Raw genomic sequence first — 17,946 nt, 5'->3', positions numbered from 1 at the left:
GCGTCAGGCTCCGGTGCTGGCGTGCAGTTGCACGGGTTCGGTTGCCGGGCGGGCAAGGGCTGCGCGCTGCGCATGGAAGTGCGGCAGGATGTGCTCGCCGATGCGGTAGGCCTCTTCCAGGTGCGGGTAGCCGGCCAGGAAGAACAGGTCGATGCCGATGCCGTGGTACTCGTGGATGCGCGCCACCACGTTGGTGTAGCTGCCTACCAGCGCGCAGCCCGGCGGTATACCGATGTAGCCGAAGCCGGTCCACACATTGGGGTGGATGAAGAAGTCGTCGAAGGCCTGTTGCTCGTCCTTGTCGTTGTAGCCATGTTCGTAGCTCAGCTTGCGTGCCGTGCGCAGGCCAGCGTGAGCCGCGCGGGCTTTGACCGTGCCGTTGGCCACGCCTTCGTCGAAGAAGCGCTTGGCCTCGGCCAACGCCGCCTCTTCAGTGTCGCGGGCAATGACGTCGATGGACAGGCCAAAACGGATATCGGTGCGTCCCCACTTCAGCGCGCGGGCGCGGATGTCGGCGATCAGCGCAGCGATCTCGTCCGGGTGTTCGGCGCGCATCAGGTAGAAGTCGGCGTGCTTGGCAGCAAATTCCCGCGCAGCCACCGACGAGCCGGCCGTGCAGATCAGCGGCAGTTCGGCCTTTTTCAGTGGGCCGCGAAGGCCGCCGCCTTCGGCACGGTAATAGGTGCCTTCGTAGTGGAACTGCTCGTTGTGCCAATAGCCGCGCACCACGTCCATGAATTCGGTGGCGCGAGCGTAGCGTTCGTCATGGCCCTCGAAGTCGCCGACCTGACGCTGGATGGCATCCGAGCCGCCGTTGATGATGTTCCACACCAGGCGGTTGCCGGTGGCGCGCTGGTAGGTCGCGGCCTGCTGCACGGCCACCCACGGGGTGTAATGGTAGGGCTGGAACGCGGTGACGAACTTCAGCGTGCGGGTTTCCCGGGCCAGTAGCGAGCACACCGTCCACGGTTCTTCGCCGGTCGGCGCATTGACCATCAGCGCGCCGCCGAAACCGTTGATTTCCGCCGCGCGGGCGATCTGGCCGAGGTAGTCGATATAGGTGAAGTGATCACCTACGGCAAACCCCGACACCGCCCCGGTGCTAGCCCCGCCCGCATGCCAGTCGCCACGGTTGCGCGGGTCGCCGGGCAGGAACTGGGTTTCGCCGTGCAACGGCAGGCGGGTGAAGAATTCGATACTCATGGGGTGGCCTCCTTACTGGACGCTTGGGCTGCAATTGGGGGTGACCGGCTGGCCGCTGATGACCTGGCGGGCGAAGGGGATCGAGTCCTTCAGCGAGGCATTCACCGTTTCGCTGTGGCCCAAGCCCTTGTACAAGTGGCCTTGCACCACGGAGCCGGCCTTGCAGGCGTCCTGCATCAGCGCCACCTGGGTGGCGGCGGCGGGGGTCTTGTCTTCGGCGCCGGTGCCGATGAAGATTGGCTGGGCCAGCTTCAGGGTCGGGTACGACACCTGCGCCAGCCATGGTTTGAGCTTGTCGCCCTTGTAGTCTTTCTTGGCATTGGCCGGGGTCAGGCCGGTGCCGACCACGTCGCTGACCAGCGATGACAGGCAGCTGGTACGTGCCTGTTCGAACAACGGCAGGGCTTTGTCGGTGTAGAAGTCGCGTGGGTCGATGCTCGGGTCGTACTGCTGGGCCGCGAGCAGGGTGTAGAAACCATAGGCCAAGGCCGGGTCGACTTTGTCCTGGTCTTGCTCACCGACATTTTTCGCGCCGATGGTATAAATCACGCCAGTGCCGATGCTGCCCTTGACCCCCAGTTTGGGCGCATAGGTGGCCGCGTAAGCGCCAGCGGCAAACGCCCCGGCACCGCCCTGGGACTGGCCGATGATCAGCACTTTGTCGGCCAGCCCCGGTACGCCGGCCACAACGGCCTTGGCTGCATCGAGAATGCCGTAGGCGGCCATGCGGTTGTTCAGCAGCGGATGGCCACCGGGTACGCCCAGGCCCTGGTAGTCGGTGGCCACGATGGCGTAGCCTTCTTCGAGCCAGCGGTTGAGGTATTGCACGTCGCGGTAGCTGCGCCCGGCCCAGGACGGCGCGCAGATATCGGCCACGCCGACTGTGCCATGGCCCCAGCTGGCGACCGGCCAGCCACCTGCTGGCGCCTTGCCTTTGGGGATGAACAGCGCGCCGGACACCACCACTGGGGTCTTGCCGTCGATGCCGTCCAGCGAGGTGTAGAGGATGCGTTGGGCGCTGGCCGCGTTGGGCAGGCTCAAGGCCTGTTCCAGCGGCTCGCTGCGCAACAGTTTGCCGGGCGTGGCGGGGATGGCCTTGGTCCAGGTGTAGAAGGCTGACACGCGGCCATCGCCCTGTTGCGGGTCGGGCTTGGGTGCGTAGGTTTCGGCTGCCATGGCGCCGATGGACAAGGCCAGGGCGCTGAGGCCGAAGATGAGCGATGCAGGCAGATTCATGAGTCAGGGTCTCAAGGTTGTTGGCTAAGTTGAGCGTCTGATGACGGCCAGTAGTGGGTCAGTTGCAGGTCGATCAGGGCCTGGCGGGTGAAGCCCGTGGCCAGGTCGTGGGTGATGTCGTAGGGCGCGCGGATCAGGCGATTGGCCAGGGCATACTGGCCCAGCGCGTCGTAGTGGGCCTTGAGCTGGGCGTCGCTTTTCGGTGCCCAGCGCGCTTTCCACGCCACCGGGTCGTCCTGGTCGTCACGGCGCAATACGCTTTCGCTGACGCCCGCACGCGATGACAGCGCGTAGTACGCGTCGCGGTTCTGCTCCTGGGAGATCCACCAGGCCGCACGCACCCAGGCGGTGGCCACCAGTTGCGTCAGGTCGGCGTGCTCTTGAACGAAGCGGTCGGTGCCCCACAGGTCCGACACCAGCCGCCAGTCGTTGGCGCCTTGCTTGGTCGACCAGAGGATGCGTGCCACGCCTTTGTCTTCCAGGGCATAGGCTTCGTTGAGCAGCACGGCGGCGTCCACTTTGCCGGCGGACACCGCAGCGGCACCGACCTGCGGGTTGAGGTTGGCGATCTTGAAGTCGCTCAGTTGCAGGCCTTGGCTTTGCAGGAAGTTGCTGAAGGCGAACTCCCAAGGCCGGCCACGGTGCAGGGCCAGGCGTTTGCCCTTGAGGTCCTGGATGCTGCGGACCGTGGAAGTGCTTGGCACCACCAGGTAGATGTTGTTGCCGCTGCCACCGGGCACTACCAGTTTGCCCGGCACCTGGCCGGCCCCGGCGATCACCGAGGGCAGGTCGCCGCGCACGGCGAAGTCCAGGCTGTCGTTGCTGAAGCCTTCGTTGATCTGCGGCCCGGCGCCGGCATGGGGCAGGGCGGTCCATTGCAGTTTCACGCCGCGAGCGGCCAGTTGCTGTTCCAGCCAGCCTTCCTCGATCACCCGCCCGGGGATACCGCCGAACACCGGCGCACCACCTTGGGTGAAGGCGACAATGGCAATGCGCACTGCCGCCGGTTTCTCCGCCGCCAGTGCAGCCAGGCTGGTGAACAGGCCAAGCAGCAGGGTAAGGGCATGACGCCAGGGGTTGTTCATGTGCGGCTCCAGGCAAAGGTTTGACAGGCCTGGAGCGAAATGCATGCCAGCCATTTGAAAATGGCCTGCAGGCCAAGGTTGACGGGGCTTTGGATCAGGCGTTGCTGAAACGGGCAGGGGTTGGCTTGCTGAACGGCGTGCAGGGGAGTGCTGGCGGGTTGCTGCTGTAGCAGCAGTTGACTGTTGAAATATTGAATATTTCCAATTCGAATATATAAATACTAATTAATAATTTTTTGATCTAATTTGTTTCATGCACTATTGGCTGGCGCGTCAACTGCCAGGAATGCCCCCATGTCGCTGATCACCCACCCCAATGCCCGCGAGCTGACGAAGTCGGTACGTGCCACCGTGCTTGTGTTCAAGGATCCGCGCTCCCAGGAACTGCTCAGCCGTATCGAGCGCCTGGCGCCCAGCGAGGCCAATACCCTGATCATCGGCGAAACCGGCACCGGCAAGGAGCTGGTCGCCCGCCACATCCATCACCTCAGCCGCCGTGGGCGTGAGCCATTCGTGGCGGTGAACTGCGGTGCTTTTGCCGAAACCCTGGTGGAGAGCGAGCTGTTCGGCCACGAGAAAGGCGCGTTTACCGGTGCCACCAGCAACAAGGCCGGCTGGTTCGAGGCGGCCAATGGCGGCACGCTGTTTCTCGACGAAATCGGTGACCTGCCGCTGAACATGCAGGTGAAGTTGCTGCGGGTGCTGCAGGAGCGTGAAGTGGTGCGCCTGGGCTCACGCACGCCGATCCCGATCAACGTGCGGCTGGTGGCGGCAACCAACGTCAACCTGGCCGATGCGGTGGTGGCGGGGCATTTCCGCGAGGACCTGTTCTACCGCCTGCACGTCGCGACCATCCGGCTGCCGCCGCTGCGCGAGCGGCCGGGGGACATCCTGCCGTTGGCGGAATTTTTCATCGAAGAGCATTGCCGGCGTTTGGGGTACGAGCGCGCTTCGCTCAGCCCGGATGCCGAACGCAAACTGCTGGCGCATAGCTGGCCGGGCAACATTCGCGAGCTGGAGAACGCCATTCACCATGCGTTGCTGGTGTGCCGGTATCAGGTGGTGGCGCCAGCGGACTTGCACCTGGTCGATATGCGGCCACAGGTAGCGGCGCCCGTGCCACAGGCCTACTTGCCGGCAGCGAGTGCGGCCCCGCCCGACCTGGAAAGCGCATTGCTGGCGCTGTTCGAGCAGAATGTGCCAAACCTGTATGAGCATATCGAGGAGACAGTGTTCAGGGCGGCGTACCGCTATTGCCACGGTAATCAGTTGCAGACGGGGCGGTTGCTGAACATCAGCCGCAATATCGTGCGGGCGCGGCTGGAGAAGATAGGCGAACTGACAAAAGCATAGAGTGCTGACCTCATGGAAATGTTGTGGGAGCGAATGGCCGCACAGATCTCGGTTACGTGATGAACCGCACCTGGCTGTTGATCTTGTCGATCACCGCCCCGAACTCACGCACACGGTTCACTCAGAGGGGCTCCGGCATGCCAAGGTCCTGCCACCACCGGCCATGTACACATCGACAATGCAGTGATCGGCATCAGGGATGATCTCCCAGTCCAGCCACGGGATTTTCGAACCGGTGTTGGTGCCGGTGTTCTTCTCGATGAAGGTTCCCACTGCGTTGTGGCGCAACGGCCCCTGAATGGTGGCTTCCTTGGTGGCGTTTTCGAGGATGCCTTCCATCTCACCCAGCAGCGGGAAGCGTGCGCCGGCATGTAGTGCCGTAAACAACGCACAATGAATTGAATACGATGCATTTTTAAGGTTTTTCTATTTTTGCACTGTATTCGATGCACTAAAGAATGAATGAACTAGGCAATCTGATAAAAAAACTGCGTAAGGAGGCTGGCCTGTCACAGGCACAACTTGCGCAGCGGCATGGTATGAGCCGGGCGACCATCTCGGGCATCGAGAACAACACGATTCCCGAAGTCGGGATCCGCAAGGTCGCCGCAATCCTTGAGGGCCTGGGGTACGAGTTGACGGCAACGCCCAGGCGTCGGCGCAAGACCCTTGACGAGTTGAAGGCCGGGGGTATCCATGACCAGCCAGCGTGATCGTTTGTACATTGGCGCCAGCGGTGAGGCTGTCGGAACATTTGGCCGCAGCGAGGATAACCTGCGTGATTCGGTCTTTGTTTACAACGCGGCGGTCACTGAGGAACAGGCTGTTTCCCTGACGATGCCGGTGCGCCTTGAAAGCTACACGTGGGAGTACGGCATACACCCACTGTTCGAAATGCATATCCCGGAAGGGCACCTCAAAGAGGAATTGATGCGCCGTTTCAGCAAGTCGGTGCGGGGTTTTGACGATTTTGCCCTGCTGGGGATTGTCGGTCCGCACCAGCTTGGCCGCATCAGTACTGCCCAACAAGCCAGCGACCAGCCGTTACCTGGCATCAACCTCGCCAATCTGCTTATACACGACGGTGCCAAAGAGCTGTTCAATGACCTCATGAGTACCTACGCGATCTACTCTGGGGTATCGGGTGTTCAGCCCAAGGTGCTGGTGCGCGATATCGACGAACCTGGCGCCGAAGGTGGCCGGTTCACGCATCGCGGTGCTACGCACTTAGTAAAAGCGTTCAATGAAGCGGAGTTTCCCCAGTTGGCCGCCAACGAGTTTTTCTGCATGCGGGCGGCCTTGCACTGTGGCCTTGAAGTACCAGAATTTCAACTGAGCCAGCATGGGCAATTTCTGGTTGTGAAGCGCTTCGATATCGGCTGCGACGGCTACCTCGGGTTTGAAGACATGTGTGTGCTGTCCGGGTGGGGGACGCGCAAGAAGTACGACGGCAGTTACCAAGGCTGCGCGCAACTGATCAAGCTTTATGTCACCCCCGGCCGGGTACCGGACGCGCTGGAAAGCTTCTTCACGCTGGTAGCGCTTTGTGCGGGCATCCAGAACGGCGATGCTCACTTGAAGAACTTCGGCCTGCTGTACGAGAACTGTGCGCAAGATGCCGACATCCGGCTTGCACCCGCTTACGATCTGGTGACCACGACGGTGTACAACAGCCATGACATCATGGGGCTGTTGCTGGGCGGCTCCAAGGCCTGGCCCGAACGCAAGATGCTGGTGCAGTTCGGGCGCACCGCCTGCAACCTTACGCAATTGCGCTGCGATGAGTTGCTCAACAGAGTCGAAGTCGGCATCAACCGTGCGATGGCGGAGCTATCAGATTATCGCAACAGCCATCCGGCATTTGAGTGCATAGGGGAGAAGATGGCCGCAGCGTGGGCCCAGGGCATGAACAGAAGTATTGGGGCCTAGGGTTTCCGATTTGGCCACGCGTTATACTCCGCGCCATTTTGCCAATGGCCGGAGTACGCTATGCGCCAGGTTTTGCTCATCGTCGATGTCCAGTCCACCTTCAGCCCGCCCGAGTGGCTGGTCGATGGTTTGCGGCGGTTGTCAGCGAATATCCCTACCATTGCCTCGGTCGAGCTGCATGACGAACAGGTCACACCGTTCGAGCGGCAACTCGGCTGGCACCCGGCGGCTGAGGACGAGAGCCTGGTCGAGGCCGACCAGGTCTTTATCAAGCATGGCTACGGGCAGAGCGCCGAAGCTATCGCGTACATTCGGCAGCTGGGTGTAGAGCGGGTGCTGGTGTGCGGGCTGCAGACCGAAACCTGCGTGCTGGCCGCTGGCTTTGCCCTGTTCGATGCGGGGCTGACGCCTACCCTGGTGACGGACATGACCGTAGGCTCTTCGCTGGACCGTTCGGGCAAGCTGGGCATCGCGTTGTGGCAGCATCACTTCCGCCAAGTCACCACCTCGGTAGAAGTACTGGCCGAACTGGCCGGACAGGCCTGACGAATGGAATCACTTTGCCACCAATGGGCGCCAATGAGTATCATTGTCGATTGTTGCCCGTTGATCGAGAAGGATCTCCATGCTGAAAAAGCCTTACCTGGCAGCTGTCCTGCTGCCTGTTGCAATGCTCTGGGGCAGCCTTGCCCATGCCTTTACCGATGGCATTGACCGTTCTGTCACCCTGGAAAAGACCGCGCAGACATTCGTGGTGCAGAAGGACGGTAGCTACCGTGTGGACGTAGACAGCGTCATGCTGATCAACGAAGAGCGCGCCATCAAGGCCAATGCCGAACAGCCGTTAAGCTACAACCGTTCGTTAGAAACGCTGGAGGTGCTGGAGGCGTACACGCAAAAGCCCGACGGCCGCAAGGTGCAGGTGGATGCCGCGCACATCAAGGAGCAGCAGGAGCGCGCCTCTGCGCAGGCGCCGATGTTCCAGGACTCGGTCAACAAGGTGGTCATCTTCCCCGAGGTGGCGGTGGGCGACCGGCTGGTGCTGCGTTATCAACGTAACCGCACGACACCGCTGTTCCCAGGGCACTTCGAAGACATTACTGCGCCGCCGTTTCACCCGGTCGGGCAGTTTTCGCTGACCTATGACTTGCCGCAGGATATGCCGCTGCAGACCGATGCCCGCGGTTTCGAGGCATCGTCACCTGCCACCGGGCAAGGGCGCACGGTTCATCGCTGGGACTATGTGCCGGCTGCGCGGGCGCGGATCGAGACCGGGGCGGTGTCGTACCTGGACTACGGCTACTACCTGGCGGTGTCGACCTTCTCCGGCTTCAAGGATTTCGCCCAGGCGTATCAGGCCAGGGCTACGGTCGAGGTCACCCCACCGATCAACGATCTGGCGAAGCGCCTGACAGCGGGGTTGCCCACTGCGCGGGAAAAGGCGCTTGTCCTCAGTGACTGGGTGCGCGAGAACATCCGCTATGTGGCGGTGTATGTCGGTGCTGGCGGGGTAGTGCCGCATGCCGCGCAAACCGTGCTGGACAACCGCTACGGTGACTGCAAGGACCATGTCGCGTTACTGGAAGCGCTGTTGAGCGCGGCGGGTCTCAAGAGCACACCTGCGCTGGTGAACCAGGGAAATGCCTACGTGTTTCCCAAAGTGCCGACCTTGGGTGTACTGAACCATGTGATCACCTATGTGCCGAGCCTGGACCTGTACCTCGACTCGACCGACCCGTCGATAGCAGCGGGTTACCTGCCGCTGACCGTGCTGAACAAGCGTGTGCTGCTGACGGCCACCGGCGAGTTTGGCAAAACCCCGGCCATGCAGCTGAACCAGGTTTCCAGTGACTTGTTGTTCAAGGTAAAGGCTGATGGCGCCGCCGACTTCACCCACGTGTCGACGGTAAAGGGATGGGCCAGCGAGATGAGCCGCTTTGGCGTGAAACTGATGAAGCCGGCAGACCGCGACATGCTGGTGCAAAGAGTACTGGCTGCTTATGGCCAGCGTGGCAGTGGTTCGTTCAAGGTTGCACCGCCTGCTGCCAACGGCGACTTTGTCAGCACCGTGGACGGGCACACGGAAAACCTGGTCAACCTGCCAGGGCCAGTGGGCGTGGCGACCCTGACCAGCCTGGCGGGCGGTATTTCGCAGAGCGTGTACAGCTTCACGCTGGAGAAGGAACGCAGCCAGCGCTTCGTGTGCATTTCCAACGACGTGGTGGAAACTTCGCGCTTCGAGTTCCCGGCCCAGGTCAATGTACTGGCGATTCCCAAACCTGTGAAGTTGCAGGAGGGCAACGTCGACTACAGCGCTCGCTACACCCAGGAGGGCAATGCGGTGGTGGTGGAGCGGCGTTTCAGGTTCAGCCGGCCGGACCTGGTATGTACGCCTGAGGATTTCATGGCCATGAAACCGGCGCTGGAGGCGATGGTCCGCGACCTGCAGAGCCAGATCATCGTGCAGGCGGGGTAAACCGTTTGAGCAACTGGGGCTGCGCAGCAGCCCCCGGGTGCGTCAGCTCAAGCGGAGGTGGCGCGCTCGGCCGCATCTGCTCTGCGGGCCGGGTCCTGCTTGTTCCTGCGGGTGAGTAGAAGGCGCAACAGGGTATTCCAGCAGTACGCCACAAGCACTCCGCCGGCCAGTGCCAGGGTTACCTCGAACAGAGGATGATTGAAAATACGGTCTGCCAGCGACTGGAACTGGAAATGCGTCAGGTAGATATACAAGGTTGACGAGGCAATCAACGCCCCTGCCCGCGCCACTAGGGCAGGCACTGGCACCGAGCGCACCCAGATCAGGGTCAGCATCGCCGGTAGGGCAATGTCGATATAGCGCGAGAACGCCTGCCAGCCCACGCCAGCAATTGCCATCAGGTCCAGCTCGCCGACCACCAGCACCGCCACCGCGCTGGCCACCCATTTACGCGCGGTAGTGTCGGCATGGTGCACCGCCATGCCCAACACCATGACGGCCAGGAAGTGCTGGGGTACCCGGTTGAACAGCGCACCGGCGTCGAACACGAAGCGGCTGACCAGCACATCCACTGCCACCAGCGCACAGGTCGCAATGATCAGGTAGCGGAACGGGTCGGCAAGGACCACCTGGCGTACACGCCGGATCGACAACACCAGGCCGATGATCAGGATCATCTGTACCAGCACTTCGATGTACCAGTAATTGAACACACTGACCTCGCTGGCCGGGAACCAGTTGGAAACCAGCAGCAGCGATTGCCAATGCAGATGGTCGAACACCAGCTGGATCAGCGCGGTGTACAGCACCGTTGGCACCACGATGGCTGCCAGCGACCTGAGCAGTGTGCGCGCATCGCCACGTTCCTCAATGGCCTTGAGCTGGAACCGCGCCAGGCTGATGCCGGAAACCAGGAACAGCACCGACGTTTCGCCCACGATCAGCCAGTGGTCGAGCACGCTCAGGTGGCCGACCACGATCAGGATGATGGCGAGCATGCGCACGAACACCGGCATTTCCATCACCCGCCAAGGGCCCTTGGGCGGTGCACTCAGCTCGGCCAGCTGGCACACCGGCAGGGTTTCCCAACGTTCCGGGAGGTGACCGATCAGCTCCTCCAGCACACGTGAGGCCTGCACGAACGACAGCGAGTCGCCGCCCAGCTCGACGAAACTCAACCTGGCGTCCAGGCGTGGCACCTGGAGGATGCGCGCCCAGGCGGTGCTCAGCTTTTCCGCCAGTGGGGACAGGAGCACGTTGGCCGTGTCGTCAAAGGGCGCAGGCAGGGCGCGTTTGTCGAGCTTGCCGTTTGGGGTGAGCGGCAGGGCATCGAGGAACACGAAAAGCGCCGGCACCATGTAGTCCGGCAGTTGGCCGCTGAGCGCCTGGCGCAGTTCATCGGCGGTGGTGGGCTTGCGGCTGACGCAATAGGCAACCAGACGGATCGAGGCGCTGTCGTGATTGGCCACGACCACGCATTGCCCGATGTGTGGGTGGCGGGTGATGGCGTTTTCGATTTCCGCCAGCTCGATGCGATGGCCGCGGATTTTCACCTGGCTGTCGCCGCGTCCCAGAAAACGGGCGCTGCCATCGGCCAGGTAGGTGCCCAGGTCACCCGTGCGGTAGCAGCGGTCGCTTGGGTCGCCGGTGAACGGGTTGGTGACGAACTTGGCCTCGGTCAGTGCCGGGTCGCCCCAGTAGCCCTGGGACAGGTACGGGCTGCGGATCAGGATTTCGCCCGTTTCCCCTTCGCTGACCAACTGGTTGGCCGGGTTGACCACCAGCAACTGTGCATTGGCGATGCCCTTGCCCAACGGGACACGCGCATTGTCGGCGTGCGGATCAAGCGTATGGAAGGCCATTGCTTGGGGGGTTTCGGTGGTGCCGTAGAAGTTCACGTTGACGGCGTTGGGCGCAATGGCGCGGATCTGTTGGTACAGCGCCGGGCTGAGCGCATCGCCGCCCCAGAACAGGAAGCGTAGCCGGTCGAGTACCTGGCCATTCAGGTGTGCGCCGGTTTCGATCAGCTTGCCCAGTGGCGGGGTGAGGTGGATCACGCTCACGTTGTGCTGGTGAATCCAGTTGGCCAGCCGGGACGGGTCGGTCAGGGTTGACTGGGCAGGGCAGGCGATGGTCGCGCCAATCGACAGAGGCGTGAACACGTCGCGGTACACCGGGTCGTGGCCCAGGCCGGAAAGCAGGGAGAAGGTGTCGGCCTGGGTGAAGCCATGCTGGCGTACATGCCAGTCGATGAAGTGCACCAGCGGCGCGTGATGGGTGACGATGCCCTTGGGCTCGCCGGTGCTGCCCGAGGTGAAGGTGATGTAGGCGGGGTGTTCGGGGTTTACGACGGGCAGCGCCACAGGCAGGTTGGGGAAGGCTTGCAGTGCGTCTGCGGGGGCTTGCGGCACCGTAACGACAAGAGAGCCGTCGCTATCGACGGTTGCCTCGCCACAGCGCAGGACCACGGCCGGCCCCAATGTGCGGACGATCTGTGCAACACGCGCAGGCGGGTAGGCGGCGTCGGCCACGGTAAAGGCCAGGCCAGCCCGCAGGCAGCCGAGCATGGCGTATACCAGGGCGGCGCTGCGGCTGGCGACGATGACCACACGATCGGTGCCGCTGGCAGCGTTTTCTACCAGATAGGCGGCAACGCCCTGGCTGATCTGCGCGAGTTGTGCATAGCTGCAGGTGGTGTACTGGGCGATGATGGCGGTGGCATCCGGGCAGCGACCGGCCTGCTCGAGGAACGCGTGGTGAATAGGCTGCTCGGCACGGTACTCCAGGCACAGCGTCGGGTTCGGGCGCAGGTCCGGCATGATGGGTAAGGGCTCCACATGAACGTTGGGGCTGGCTGGTAGCACAACGCTAGTGCAGGGTGGCTGATGGCGCCAATGTCGCGCGATAGCCGGGCGCGTGTCCTGCACAAAACCTGAAAGGTTGCGCGATCATTTCTCTGCATTGAACGCACTAATTTTCCCGCAGCGCCCTACGTCTACTTGAAAGCCCCCCTGCACCACGTGCACAGCGGCATCCATCATTCAAGGAGACAGACAATGACTTCCGTTTTCGACCGCGACGATATCCAGTTTCAGGTAGTGGTCAACCACGAAGAGCAATACTCGATCTGGCCCGACTACAAGGCCATCCCCAACGGCTGGCGTGCCGTGGGCAAGAGCGGCCTGAAGAAGGAATGCCTGGCCTACATCGATGAGGTCTGGACCGACATGCGGCCACTGAGCCTGCGCAAGAAAATGGCCGAAGCCGCCGCCCAGTGACCGCACTGAACCTGCTGTGCCTGCCGTATTCCGGGGCCAGCGCCATGGTTTACAGCCGCTGGCGGCGCAAGCTGCCGGCGTGGCTGCAGGTGCGCCCGGTGGAGCTGCCCGGGCGTGGCGCACGCCTGGCCGAGCCGTTGCACACCGACATGCAGGCGCTGGCCCGGCAACTGGCCGCCGAGCAGCGCCTGGCGGCCAATGGGCCCTATGCGTTGCTTGGCCATAGCCTGGGGGCGTTGCTGGCCTTCGAGCTGGCTCATGAACTGCAAGCGCTGGGCTGTCCGTCGCCACTGGCATTGTTTGCCTGCGGTACCGCAGCGCCGACCCGGCGCGAGGATTACGATGGCAAGGACTGGCGCGAGCCCAAGAGCGACGCCGAGCTGATGAGCGAGTTACGCGAGCTTCAGGGTACGCCCGAGGAAGTGCTGGCCAACGCCGAGCTGATGAGCCTGACCTTGCCGATCTTGCGCGCGGATTTTCTGCTTTGTGGTACTTACGCCTACCGTCAGCGGCCGGCCCTGCAGTGCCCGCTGCACGTGCTGGGCGGCGCGGACGACCGGGCCAGCGAAGAGCAGTTGCAGGCCTGGCGCAAGGAAACCCAGGGTGACTTCTCGCTGCAGATGTTCCCGGGTGGCCACTTCTTCATCCATGAGCACGAAGACCCCGTGCTCGACGCGTTGACCGCAGCACTGCAGCCGCTTCGGCTGTCTGCCTGATTGACGTTGCCGCTTGCCTGGGGGAGGCTAGGCCTTTTTCCAGGCAAGGGGCAGACAATGCTGATCGATCCACACAAGGCCGCACTGCTGGTCGGTGAACAGCCCTGAACGGCCGGTTACTGGGTGCCGGGTTGATGGCCCTGGCTCTGCTGCAAGGCTGCGTCGGGCACCGTGAGGAAGCGCCCGAGGCGGACCCGGCCAAGGTCCGTGCGCAACTGTTGCGGCTACTGCCGGCCCAGACCAAGGACCGCGAGGGCTGGGCCAGGGACATTCAGGTGGCGTTCGAAACCCAGCGCATTACCCCAAGCAAAAGCAACCTGTGCGCGGTGCTGGCCGTGACTGAACAGGAATCCACTTTCAGCGCCGACCCGCAGGTACCCAACCTGGGGCGGATCGCGCGCGAGGAAATCGACCGCCGTGCCGCGCGCCTGCATATCCCCAAATTGTTGGTCGACGGTGCGCTGAAGACACCCTCGGGCAACGGCCAAAGCTACCAGCAGCGCTTGCAGGCGGTGCGCAGCGAGAAGCAGTTGAGCGAGCTGTACGACGAGGTGATAGCCCGTGTGCCGTTGGGCAAGACGTTACTGGGCGGGCTCAACCCGGTGCATACCGGTGGTCCGATGCAGGTCAGCATCGATTTTGCCGAAAAGCACGCGCAGGGCTACCCCTACAGCCACGATGGCAGTATTCGCCAGGAGGTATTCAGCCGGCGTGGCGGCATGTACTTCGGTATTGCCCACCTGTTGGGCTACCCGGTCAACTACGAGCGCCAGCTTTACCGTTTTGCCGACTTCAACGCCGGTTGGTACGCCAGCCGTAACGCGGCCTTCCAGGCGGCACTGAGCAAGGCGACTGGCGTGACGCTGGCTTTGGATGGCGACCTTATTGCGCCGGGGGCGATCATGCCGGGGAGCACTGAACTGGCTGCGCGCAAGCTGGGGGTGAAGCTGGGGCTGCGTAATCCGCAGATTCGCAGCCAGCTGGAAGAGGGCGACCGTTTGGCGTTCGAGGACAGCAAGCTGTACAGCGGGGCATTTGCCTTGGCAGATGCCAAGGCTGGCAAGCCGGTGCCACGGGCGGTGTTGCCTGGGATCGAGCTGAAGAGCCCGAAGATCACCCGCAAGCTTACCACGGCGTGGTTTGCCGGGCGAGTGGATGAGCGCTACCAGCGGTGCATGAAACGGTAGCATTGTGTTGCCTGTACCGGCCTCTTCGCGGGCTTGCCCGCGAAGAGGCCGGTACAGGCGAGATCAGCTCTCGCCCAGTGCCCCAACCACCTGGTCGACACTGGCCTTCAAACCGGCAAACGCATCCTCAGGGTCACTCTGCACCACCACCAGCTTCGCCCCGGCAGCCTTGATCACCTCGGCCACCGCCGCGTCCGGTTGCCGATGGTCCAGCACCAGTGCCACATCCTGCGCTTTCAGGTTCTCTCCCAGCGCCTGGAGCGCGGCAGCGCCCCATTCGGTCGGCAGCGCTTGCTCCACCACATCCAGGTTCAAGCCGCTGGCCAGGTAACCCAACCGCTCGGACAAGCTCACCACCGTCAGGTTGTCGACCTTGGCCAGGCGCGTCTGGCTGCTGGCCGATAGCTCAAGCAACTGGCGCTTGAGCCCTGCTAGGTTGCCCTGGATCTTCGCCTTGTCGTCCGGTGCCAGCCGTTCCAGGTCATTGGCTACCACATCGGCCATGCGCCCGAGGTTGGTCGGGTTGAGCCAGGGGTAGGTGCCGTAGGCATCATCACCTGTGACCGCAATGCCGGGCAGCGCGCCATCCACCGGGCGTGCGGCATCGATTTCGACGATGCGGATGTTGCTGCGTCGGGCCATCGGGTACAGCGGGTCGTCACGCCAGATCGAGCGTACACCGATCACCGCGTCGGCCTGCTTTGCGGCTTTCTCCAGGCTGGGGCCACCGCGCGAGCTGAAATACGACGGCTGGCGGCTGGCCGGCAGGTTGGCCGGTGCCGCCCGTTTGAGTTGCACCGCCGTGCCGTCAAGCAGGGCGCTGGCCAGGCTGTGGGTGATGGGCAGGGTGGTCAGCACTTGCGTGGCAAAAGACAGCGACGGCAGGCCGGACAAGGCCAGCGCCAGGGTCAGGCGTTTCAGGTTCATGCCGGGTTTCCTTGCAGGCGTGGGACGAGGGCGCGGGCCAGGGCGGCCAGGGCAAAGCAGATGCCGGCGACCAGGATGATCGCGGCGCCCGACGGTACGGGCAGGTCGAAGACGATCGGCAGCAGGATGCCGAGCAGCGTGCTCAAGGTGGCGATCAGTACCGAGACGAAGAAAAACCCCTTGAGCGACTGGCTGACCAGGCGTGCAGCCGCAGCGGGGATGACCAGCAATGCACCGACCAGAATGGCCCCGATCACCTTCACTGCGGCCACGGTCACCAGGGTCACCAGCACCACGAACAGGTAATCCAGGGTTTTCACCGGCACCCCGCGCACGGCCGCCAGTTGCGGGTTGAAACTGGCCAGCATGATGCGGTTGTACAGCGGCACGGCCAGAGCCAGCACCAGTACTGCGACGATACCCAGCACCACCAGGTCCTGGCCGCTGACGGTCAGCACCGAGCCGAACAGCACGTTTTCGAGGATGTGCACGTTGATCTTGCCGGCCAGCATCAGCAGCAGGCTGGCGCCCAGCGCCAGCGACACCGACAGGAACACGCCGATCAGCGTGTCGGGTGATAGACCGGTGCGGTTGCGCAGGAAGTTGAGCAGGATGCCGAACAGCAGGCAGTAGCCGAACAGGCTGCCATAAGGACCGGTGTAGGGCTCACCAAGCAGGATGCCGATGGCTACCCCGGTCAGTGCAGCATGGCCCACGGCTTCGGAAAAGAACGCAAAGCGCTTGACCACCACCAGGGTGCCCAGGCCGCCCAGTACCGGGCCAATCATCAGGCCAGCCAGCAAGGCATTGACCACGAAGCCGTAGGCCAGAGCCTCAGGCAAGTAACCAGCCGTGGCCCAGTCCTGGACCAGTTGGCGAAAGGCTTCAAAACTCATGAGGCAAGGCTCTCGCTACGCGGGTGAACAGAGAACAGGCCAAGCAGGCGCTCTGGTGTGAGGGCCTGGGCCGGCGGGGCATCGAACAACACCTGGCGGCTCAGGCCAGTGACCCGGTCGGCCAGGCGCAGCACGGCCTCCAGGTCGTGTTCTATCCACAGCACTGTGGTGCCGGCCTGGCGCCAGCCCTGCAGTAACTGCTCGAACACCTGGATACCGGCTTCATCGAGGGCAGACATGGGCTCGTCCAGTACCAGCAATTGCGGCTCGGGGATCAGGCCTTGGGCCAACAGCACACGCTGGCGTTCGCCGCCAGACAAGGCGCCCATGCGCCGTTTGCGCTTGTCGAGCATGCCGACCCGCGCCAAGGCCGCATCGATGGCCGGCTGCACGCGGCGCGACAAGCCGAGAAACGCCGGGCGCCGCTGGCACATGGCAGCCATGAAGTCATCTACGGTCATTGGCAGGCCGCGGTCGAACTCCAGCGCTTGTGGCACATAACCGATCACCTCGCGCTCACCCGGCCAATGCAGGGTCAGTTGGCCCTGGTGTGGCATTTGCCCGAGCAGGGTCTTGATCAGTGAACTCTTGCCGCCGCCGTTGGGGCCGACGATGGCATGCACGCTCCCGGCAGCAACGCCGAAGCTGACGTGTTCAAGGATGCGTGTACGGCCCAGGGTGAGGTCGACGTCGGCGAACTCGATGCGTGGCCCACAGGCCTTCACCAGGTTGGCGGCGACGGTCATGCGCGATTCTCCTGGATGGCGCGCACCACGGTGTCGAGGTTGCGCTTCATCTCCACTTCGTACTTATCTTTGGTGTATTCACCGTAGGAAATGTGCGTCAGCGGGTACAGGCGTACGCCGGATTCACGTTGGATGGTTTCGACATAGGCGGACGGGAAGTCCATTTCCGAGAAGATCACCTTCACATCCAGGGCTTTGAGCTGGTCGATGGTCTTTTTCAGCTGGGCCGGGCTGGGCTCGATGCCGTGGGCCGGTTCGACCACGGCGGTCACCTCCAGGCCGAAGTCGCGCACCAGGTAGTCGTAGGCGGCATGGATGGTGGCAACCCGGAAGGTGGCGCTGGGCGCTTCGGTTACCTTGGCCAGCGCCTCGGCACGCAGGGCGCGCAGGCGTTTGGCATAGGCGCGGGCGTTTTGCGTATACAACTTGGCGTTGTCCGGGTCGAGCTTGCCCAGTTCGCGGGCGATGTTGTTGACCTGGGCGATGGTGGTGCTGATGGACAGGAAGGTGTGCGGGTTGACCACCTTGCCGGCGCCGCGCGCTGCAATGCCCGTGGCTGCCAGCAACGGTACGTTCTGGTTGGCCTCGATAGTTGCGATGCCGGGTTTTTCGCTGGCGGCAATCATGCGGTCGGCAAAGTCGTCATGGCCGACACCGTTGAGCACCACCACGTCCAGCGTGCCGATGCGCTTGATGTCCTCGGCCCGTGGCTCGTAGGCGTGCGGGTTGAAGCCCGCCGGAATCAGCGGCACCACTTCGGCCTTGTCGCCGACGATGTTGGTCACATAGCTGTAGTAGGGGTGCAGGGTGATGCCAATACGCAGGGGCTTGCCGTTATCGGCCAGGGCCAGTGCCGGCAGGGCAAAGGCCAGGAGCAGGGCGAGGGCGGAGCGGAACATGGGTGGGAGTCCTTG

The 17,946-nt window shown here is 63.2% G+C and carries 16 protein-coding genes and 1 pseudogene; 8 read left to right on the top strand and 9 right to left on the bottom strand.

Annotation, left to right across the window (positions count from 1 at the left end; all coding sequences use genetic code 11):
* Positions 1-3: 3 nt before the first annotated feature.
* From ACF8R4_RS13135 to ACF8R4_RS13125, 3 genes are read right to left on the bottom strand one after another with little or no spacing between them, the layout of a single operon-like run.
* Entirely contained in the window at positions 4-1,203 is a 1,200-nt protein-coding gene (locus ACF8R4_RS13135; RefSeq protein WP_060501586.1) for an LLM class flavin-dependent oxidoreductase, read from the bottom strand.
* 12 nt (positions 1,204-1,215) lie between these two features.
* Entirely contained in the window at positions 1,216-2,439 is a 1,224-nt protein-coding gene (locus ACF8R4_RS13130) for a lipase family protein (protein ID WP_060501584.1), read from the bottom strand.
* Between the two features lie 11 nt (positions 2,440-2,450).
* Entirely contained in the window at positions 2,451-3,524 is a 1,074-nt protein-coding gene (locus ACF8R4_RS13125) for an ABC transporter substrate-binding protein (RefSeq protein ID WP_392492650.1), read from the bottom strand.
* A 294-nt stretch (positions 3,525-3,818) separates the two neighbouring features.
* On the opposite strand from ACF8R4_RS13125, the gene ACF8R4_RS13120 reads away from it, so the two are divergent.
* On the top strand, positions 3,819-4,877 hold the full coding sequence (locus ACF8R4_RS13120; protein ID WP_060501580.1) for a sigma-54-dependent Fis family transcriptional regulator: 1,059 nt from the start codon (positions 3,819-3,821) through the stop codon (positions 4,875-4,877).
* Positions 4,878-5,018: 141 nt separating this feature from the next.
* On the opposite strand, the pseudogene ACF8R4_RS13115 reads toward ACF8R4_RS13120, so the two are convergent.
* A pseudogene (locus tag ACF8R4_RS13115) lies at positions 5,019-5,252 on the bottom strand (fumarate hydratase); the annotation flags it as partial.
* An 83-nt stretch (positions 5,253-5,335) separates the two neighbouring features.
* Here ACF8R4_RS13115 and ACF8R4_RS13110 point away from each other — a divergent pair.
* From ACF8R4_RS13110 to ACF8R4_RS13095, 4 genes are all read left to right on the top strand, one after another.
* Positions 5,336-5,590 (top strand): helix-turn-helix transcriptional regulator, encoded by a 255-nt coding sequence (locus ACF8R4_RS13110; protein ID WP_104835098.1) that lies wholly within the window; start codon positions 5,336-5,338, stop codon positions 5,588-5,590.
* Positions 5,574-6,806, top strand: coding sequence for a type II toxin-antitoxin system HipA family toxin (locus tag ACF8R4_RS13105; protein ID WP_164524388.1), 1,233 nt, complete (start codon positions 5,574-5,576; stop codon positions 6,804-6,806). Before ACF8R4_RS13110 ends, ACF8R4_RS13105 begins: the two co-directional genes overlap by 17 nt.
* Positions 6,807-6,866: 60 nt before the next feature.
* Positions 6,867-7,352 carry an isochorismatase family protein gene (locus ACF8R4_RS13100; protein ID WP_060501577.1) on the top strand — a complete coding sequence of 162 codons (486 nt, stop codon included), beginning with the start codon at positions 6,867-6,869 and terminating at the stop codon, positions 7,350-7,352.
* Positions 7,353-7,431: 79 nt separating this feature from the next.
* Positions 7,432-9,282: a DUF3857 domain-containing transglutaminase family protein gene (locus tag ACF8R4_RS13095; RefSeq protein WP_392492647.1), complete on the top strand. Its 1,851-nt coding sequence runs from the start codon at positions 7,432-7,434 to the stop codon at positions 9,280-9,282.
* Between the two features lie 47 nt (positions 9,283-9,329).
* On the opposite strand, the gene ACF8R4_RS13090 is transcribed toward ACF8R4_RS13095, so the two are convergent.
* A complete protein-coding gene (locus tag ACF8R4_RS13090) occupies positions 9,330-12,101 on the bottom strand; it encodes an amino acid adenylation domain-containing protein (RefSeq protein ID WP_164524390.1) in 2,772 nt (923 codons plus the stop codon).
* Positions 12,102-12,338: 237 nt separating this feature from the next.
* Here ACF8R4_RS13090 and ACF8R4_RS13085 point away from each other — a divergent pair, with 237 nt between their 5' ends.
* The 3 genes from ACF8R4_RS13085 (at position 12,339) to ACF8R4_RS13075 (ending at position 14,463) form a co-directional block, all read left to right on the top strand.
* Positions 12,339-12,560: an MbtH family protein gene (locus ACF8R4_RS13085; protein ID WP_060501572.1), complete on the top strand. Its 222-nt coding sequence runs from the start codon at positions 12,339-12,341 to the stop codon at positions 12,558-12,560.
* Positions 12,557-13,276: a thioesterase II family protein gene (locus ACF8R4_RS13080; RefSeq protein WP_060501570.1), complete on the top strand. Its 720-nt coding sequence runs from the start codon at positions 12,557-12,559 to the stop codon at positions 13,274-13,276. The genes ACF8R4_RS13085 and ACF8R4_RS13080 overlap by 4 nt, the downstream gene beginning before the upstream one ends.
* Positions 13,277-13,410: 134 nt before the next feature.
* On the top strand, positions 13,411-14,463 hold the full coding sequence (locus ACF8R4_RS13075) for a DUF1615 domain-containing protein (protein WP_392492645.1): 1,053 nt from the start codon (positions 13,411-13,413) through the stop codon (positions 14,461-14,463).
* A 63-nt stretch (positions 14,464-14,526) separates the two neighbouring features.
* Here ACF8R4_RS13075 and ACF8R4_RS13070 read toward each other — a convergent pair whose 3' ends face one another.
* The 4 genes from ACF8R4_RS13070 to ACF8R4_RS13055 are packed head-to-tail and all read right to left on the bottom strand — an operon-like array spanning position 14,527 to position 17,931.
* Positions 14,527-15,390: a metal ABC transporter substrate-binding protein gene (locus tag ACF8R4_RS13070; protein WP_392492643.1), complete on the bottom strand. Its 864-nt coding sequence runs from the start codon at positions 15,388-15,390 to the stop codon at positions 14,527-14,529.
* The gene (locus tag ACF8R4_RS13065; RefSeq protein WP_060501650.1) at positions 15,387-16,286 is read right to left on the bottom strand and encodes a metal ABC transporter permease; all 900 of its coding nucleotides are present in this window, start codon (positions 16,284-16,286) and stop codon (positions 15,387-15,389) included. Before ACF8R4_RS13065 ends, ACF8R4_RS13070 begins: the two co-directional genes overlap by 4 nt.
* Positions 16,283-17,032 (bottom strand): metal ABC transporter ATP-binding protein, encoded by a 750-nt coding sequence (locus ACF8R4_RS13060; RefSeq protein ID WP_104835085.1) that lies wholly within the window; start codon positions 17,030-17,032, stop codon positions 16,283-16,285. The genes ACF8R4_RS13065 and ACF8R4_RS13060 overlap by 4 nt, the downstream gene beginning before the upstream one ends.
* Positions 17,029-17,931 (bottom strand): metal ABC transporter substrate-binding protein, encoded by a 903-nt coding sequence (locus ACF8R4_RS13055; protein ID WP_060501645.1) that lies wholly within the window; start codon positions 17,929-17,931, stop codon positions 17,029-17,031. The genes ACF8R4_RS13060 and ACF8R4_RS13055 overlap by 4 nt, the downstream gene beginning before the upstream one ends.
* Positions 17,932-17,946 lie beyond the last annotated feature (15 nt).

Source organism: Pseudomonas sp. FYR_2 (assembly GCF_043106425.1).
Taxonomy (GTDB): Bacteria; Pseudomonadota; Gammaproteobacteria; order Pseudomonadales; family Pseudomonadaceae; genus Aquipseudomonas; species Aquipseudomonas monteilii.
This window is presented reverse-complemented; position numbering and strand designations above follow the sequence as displayed.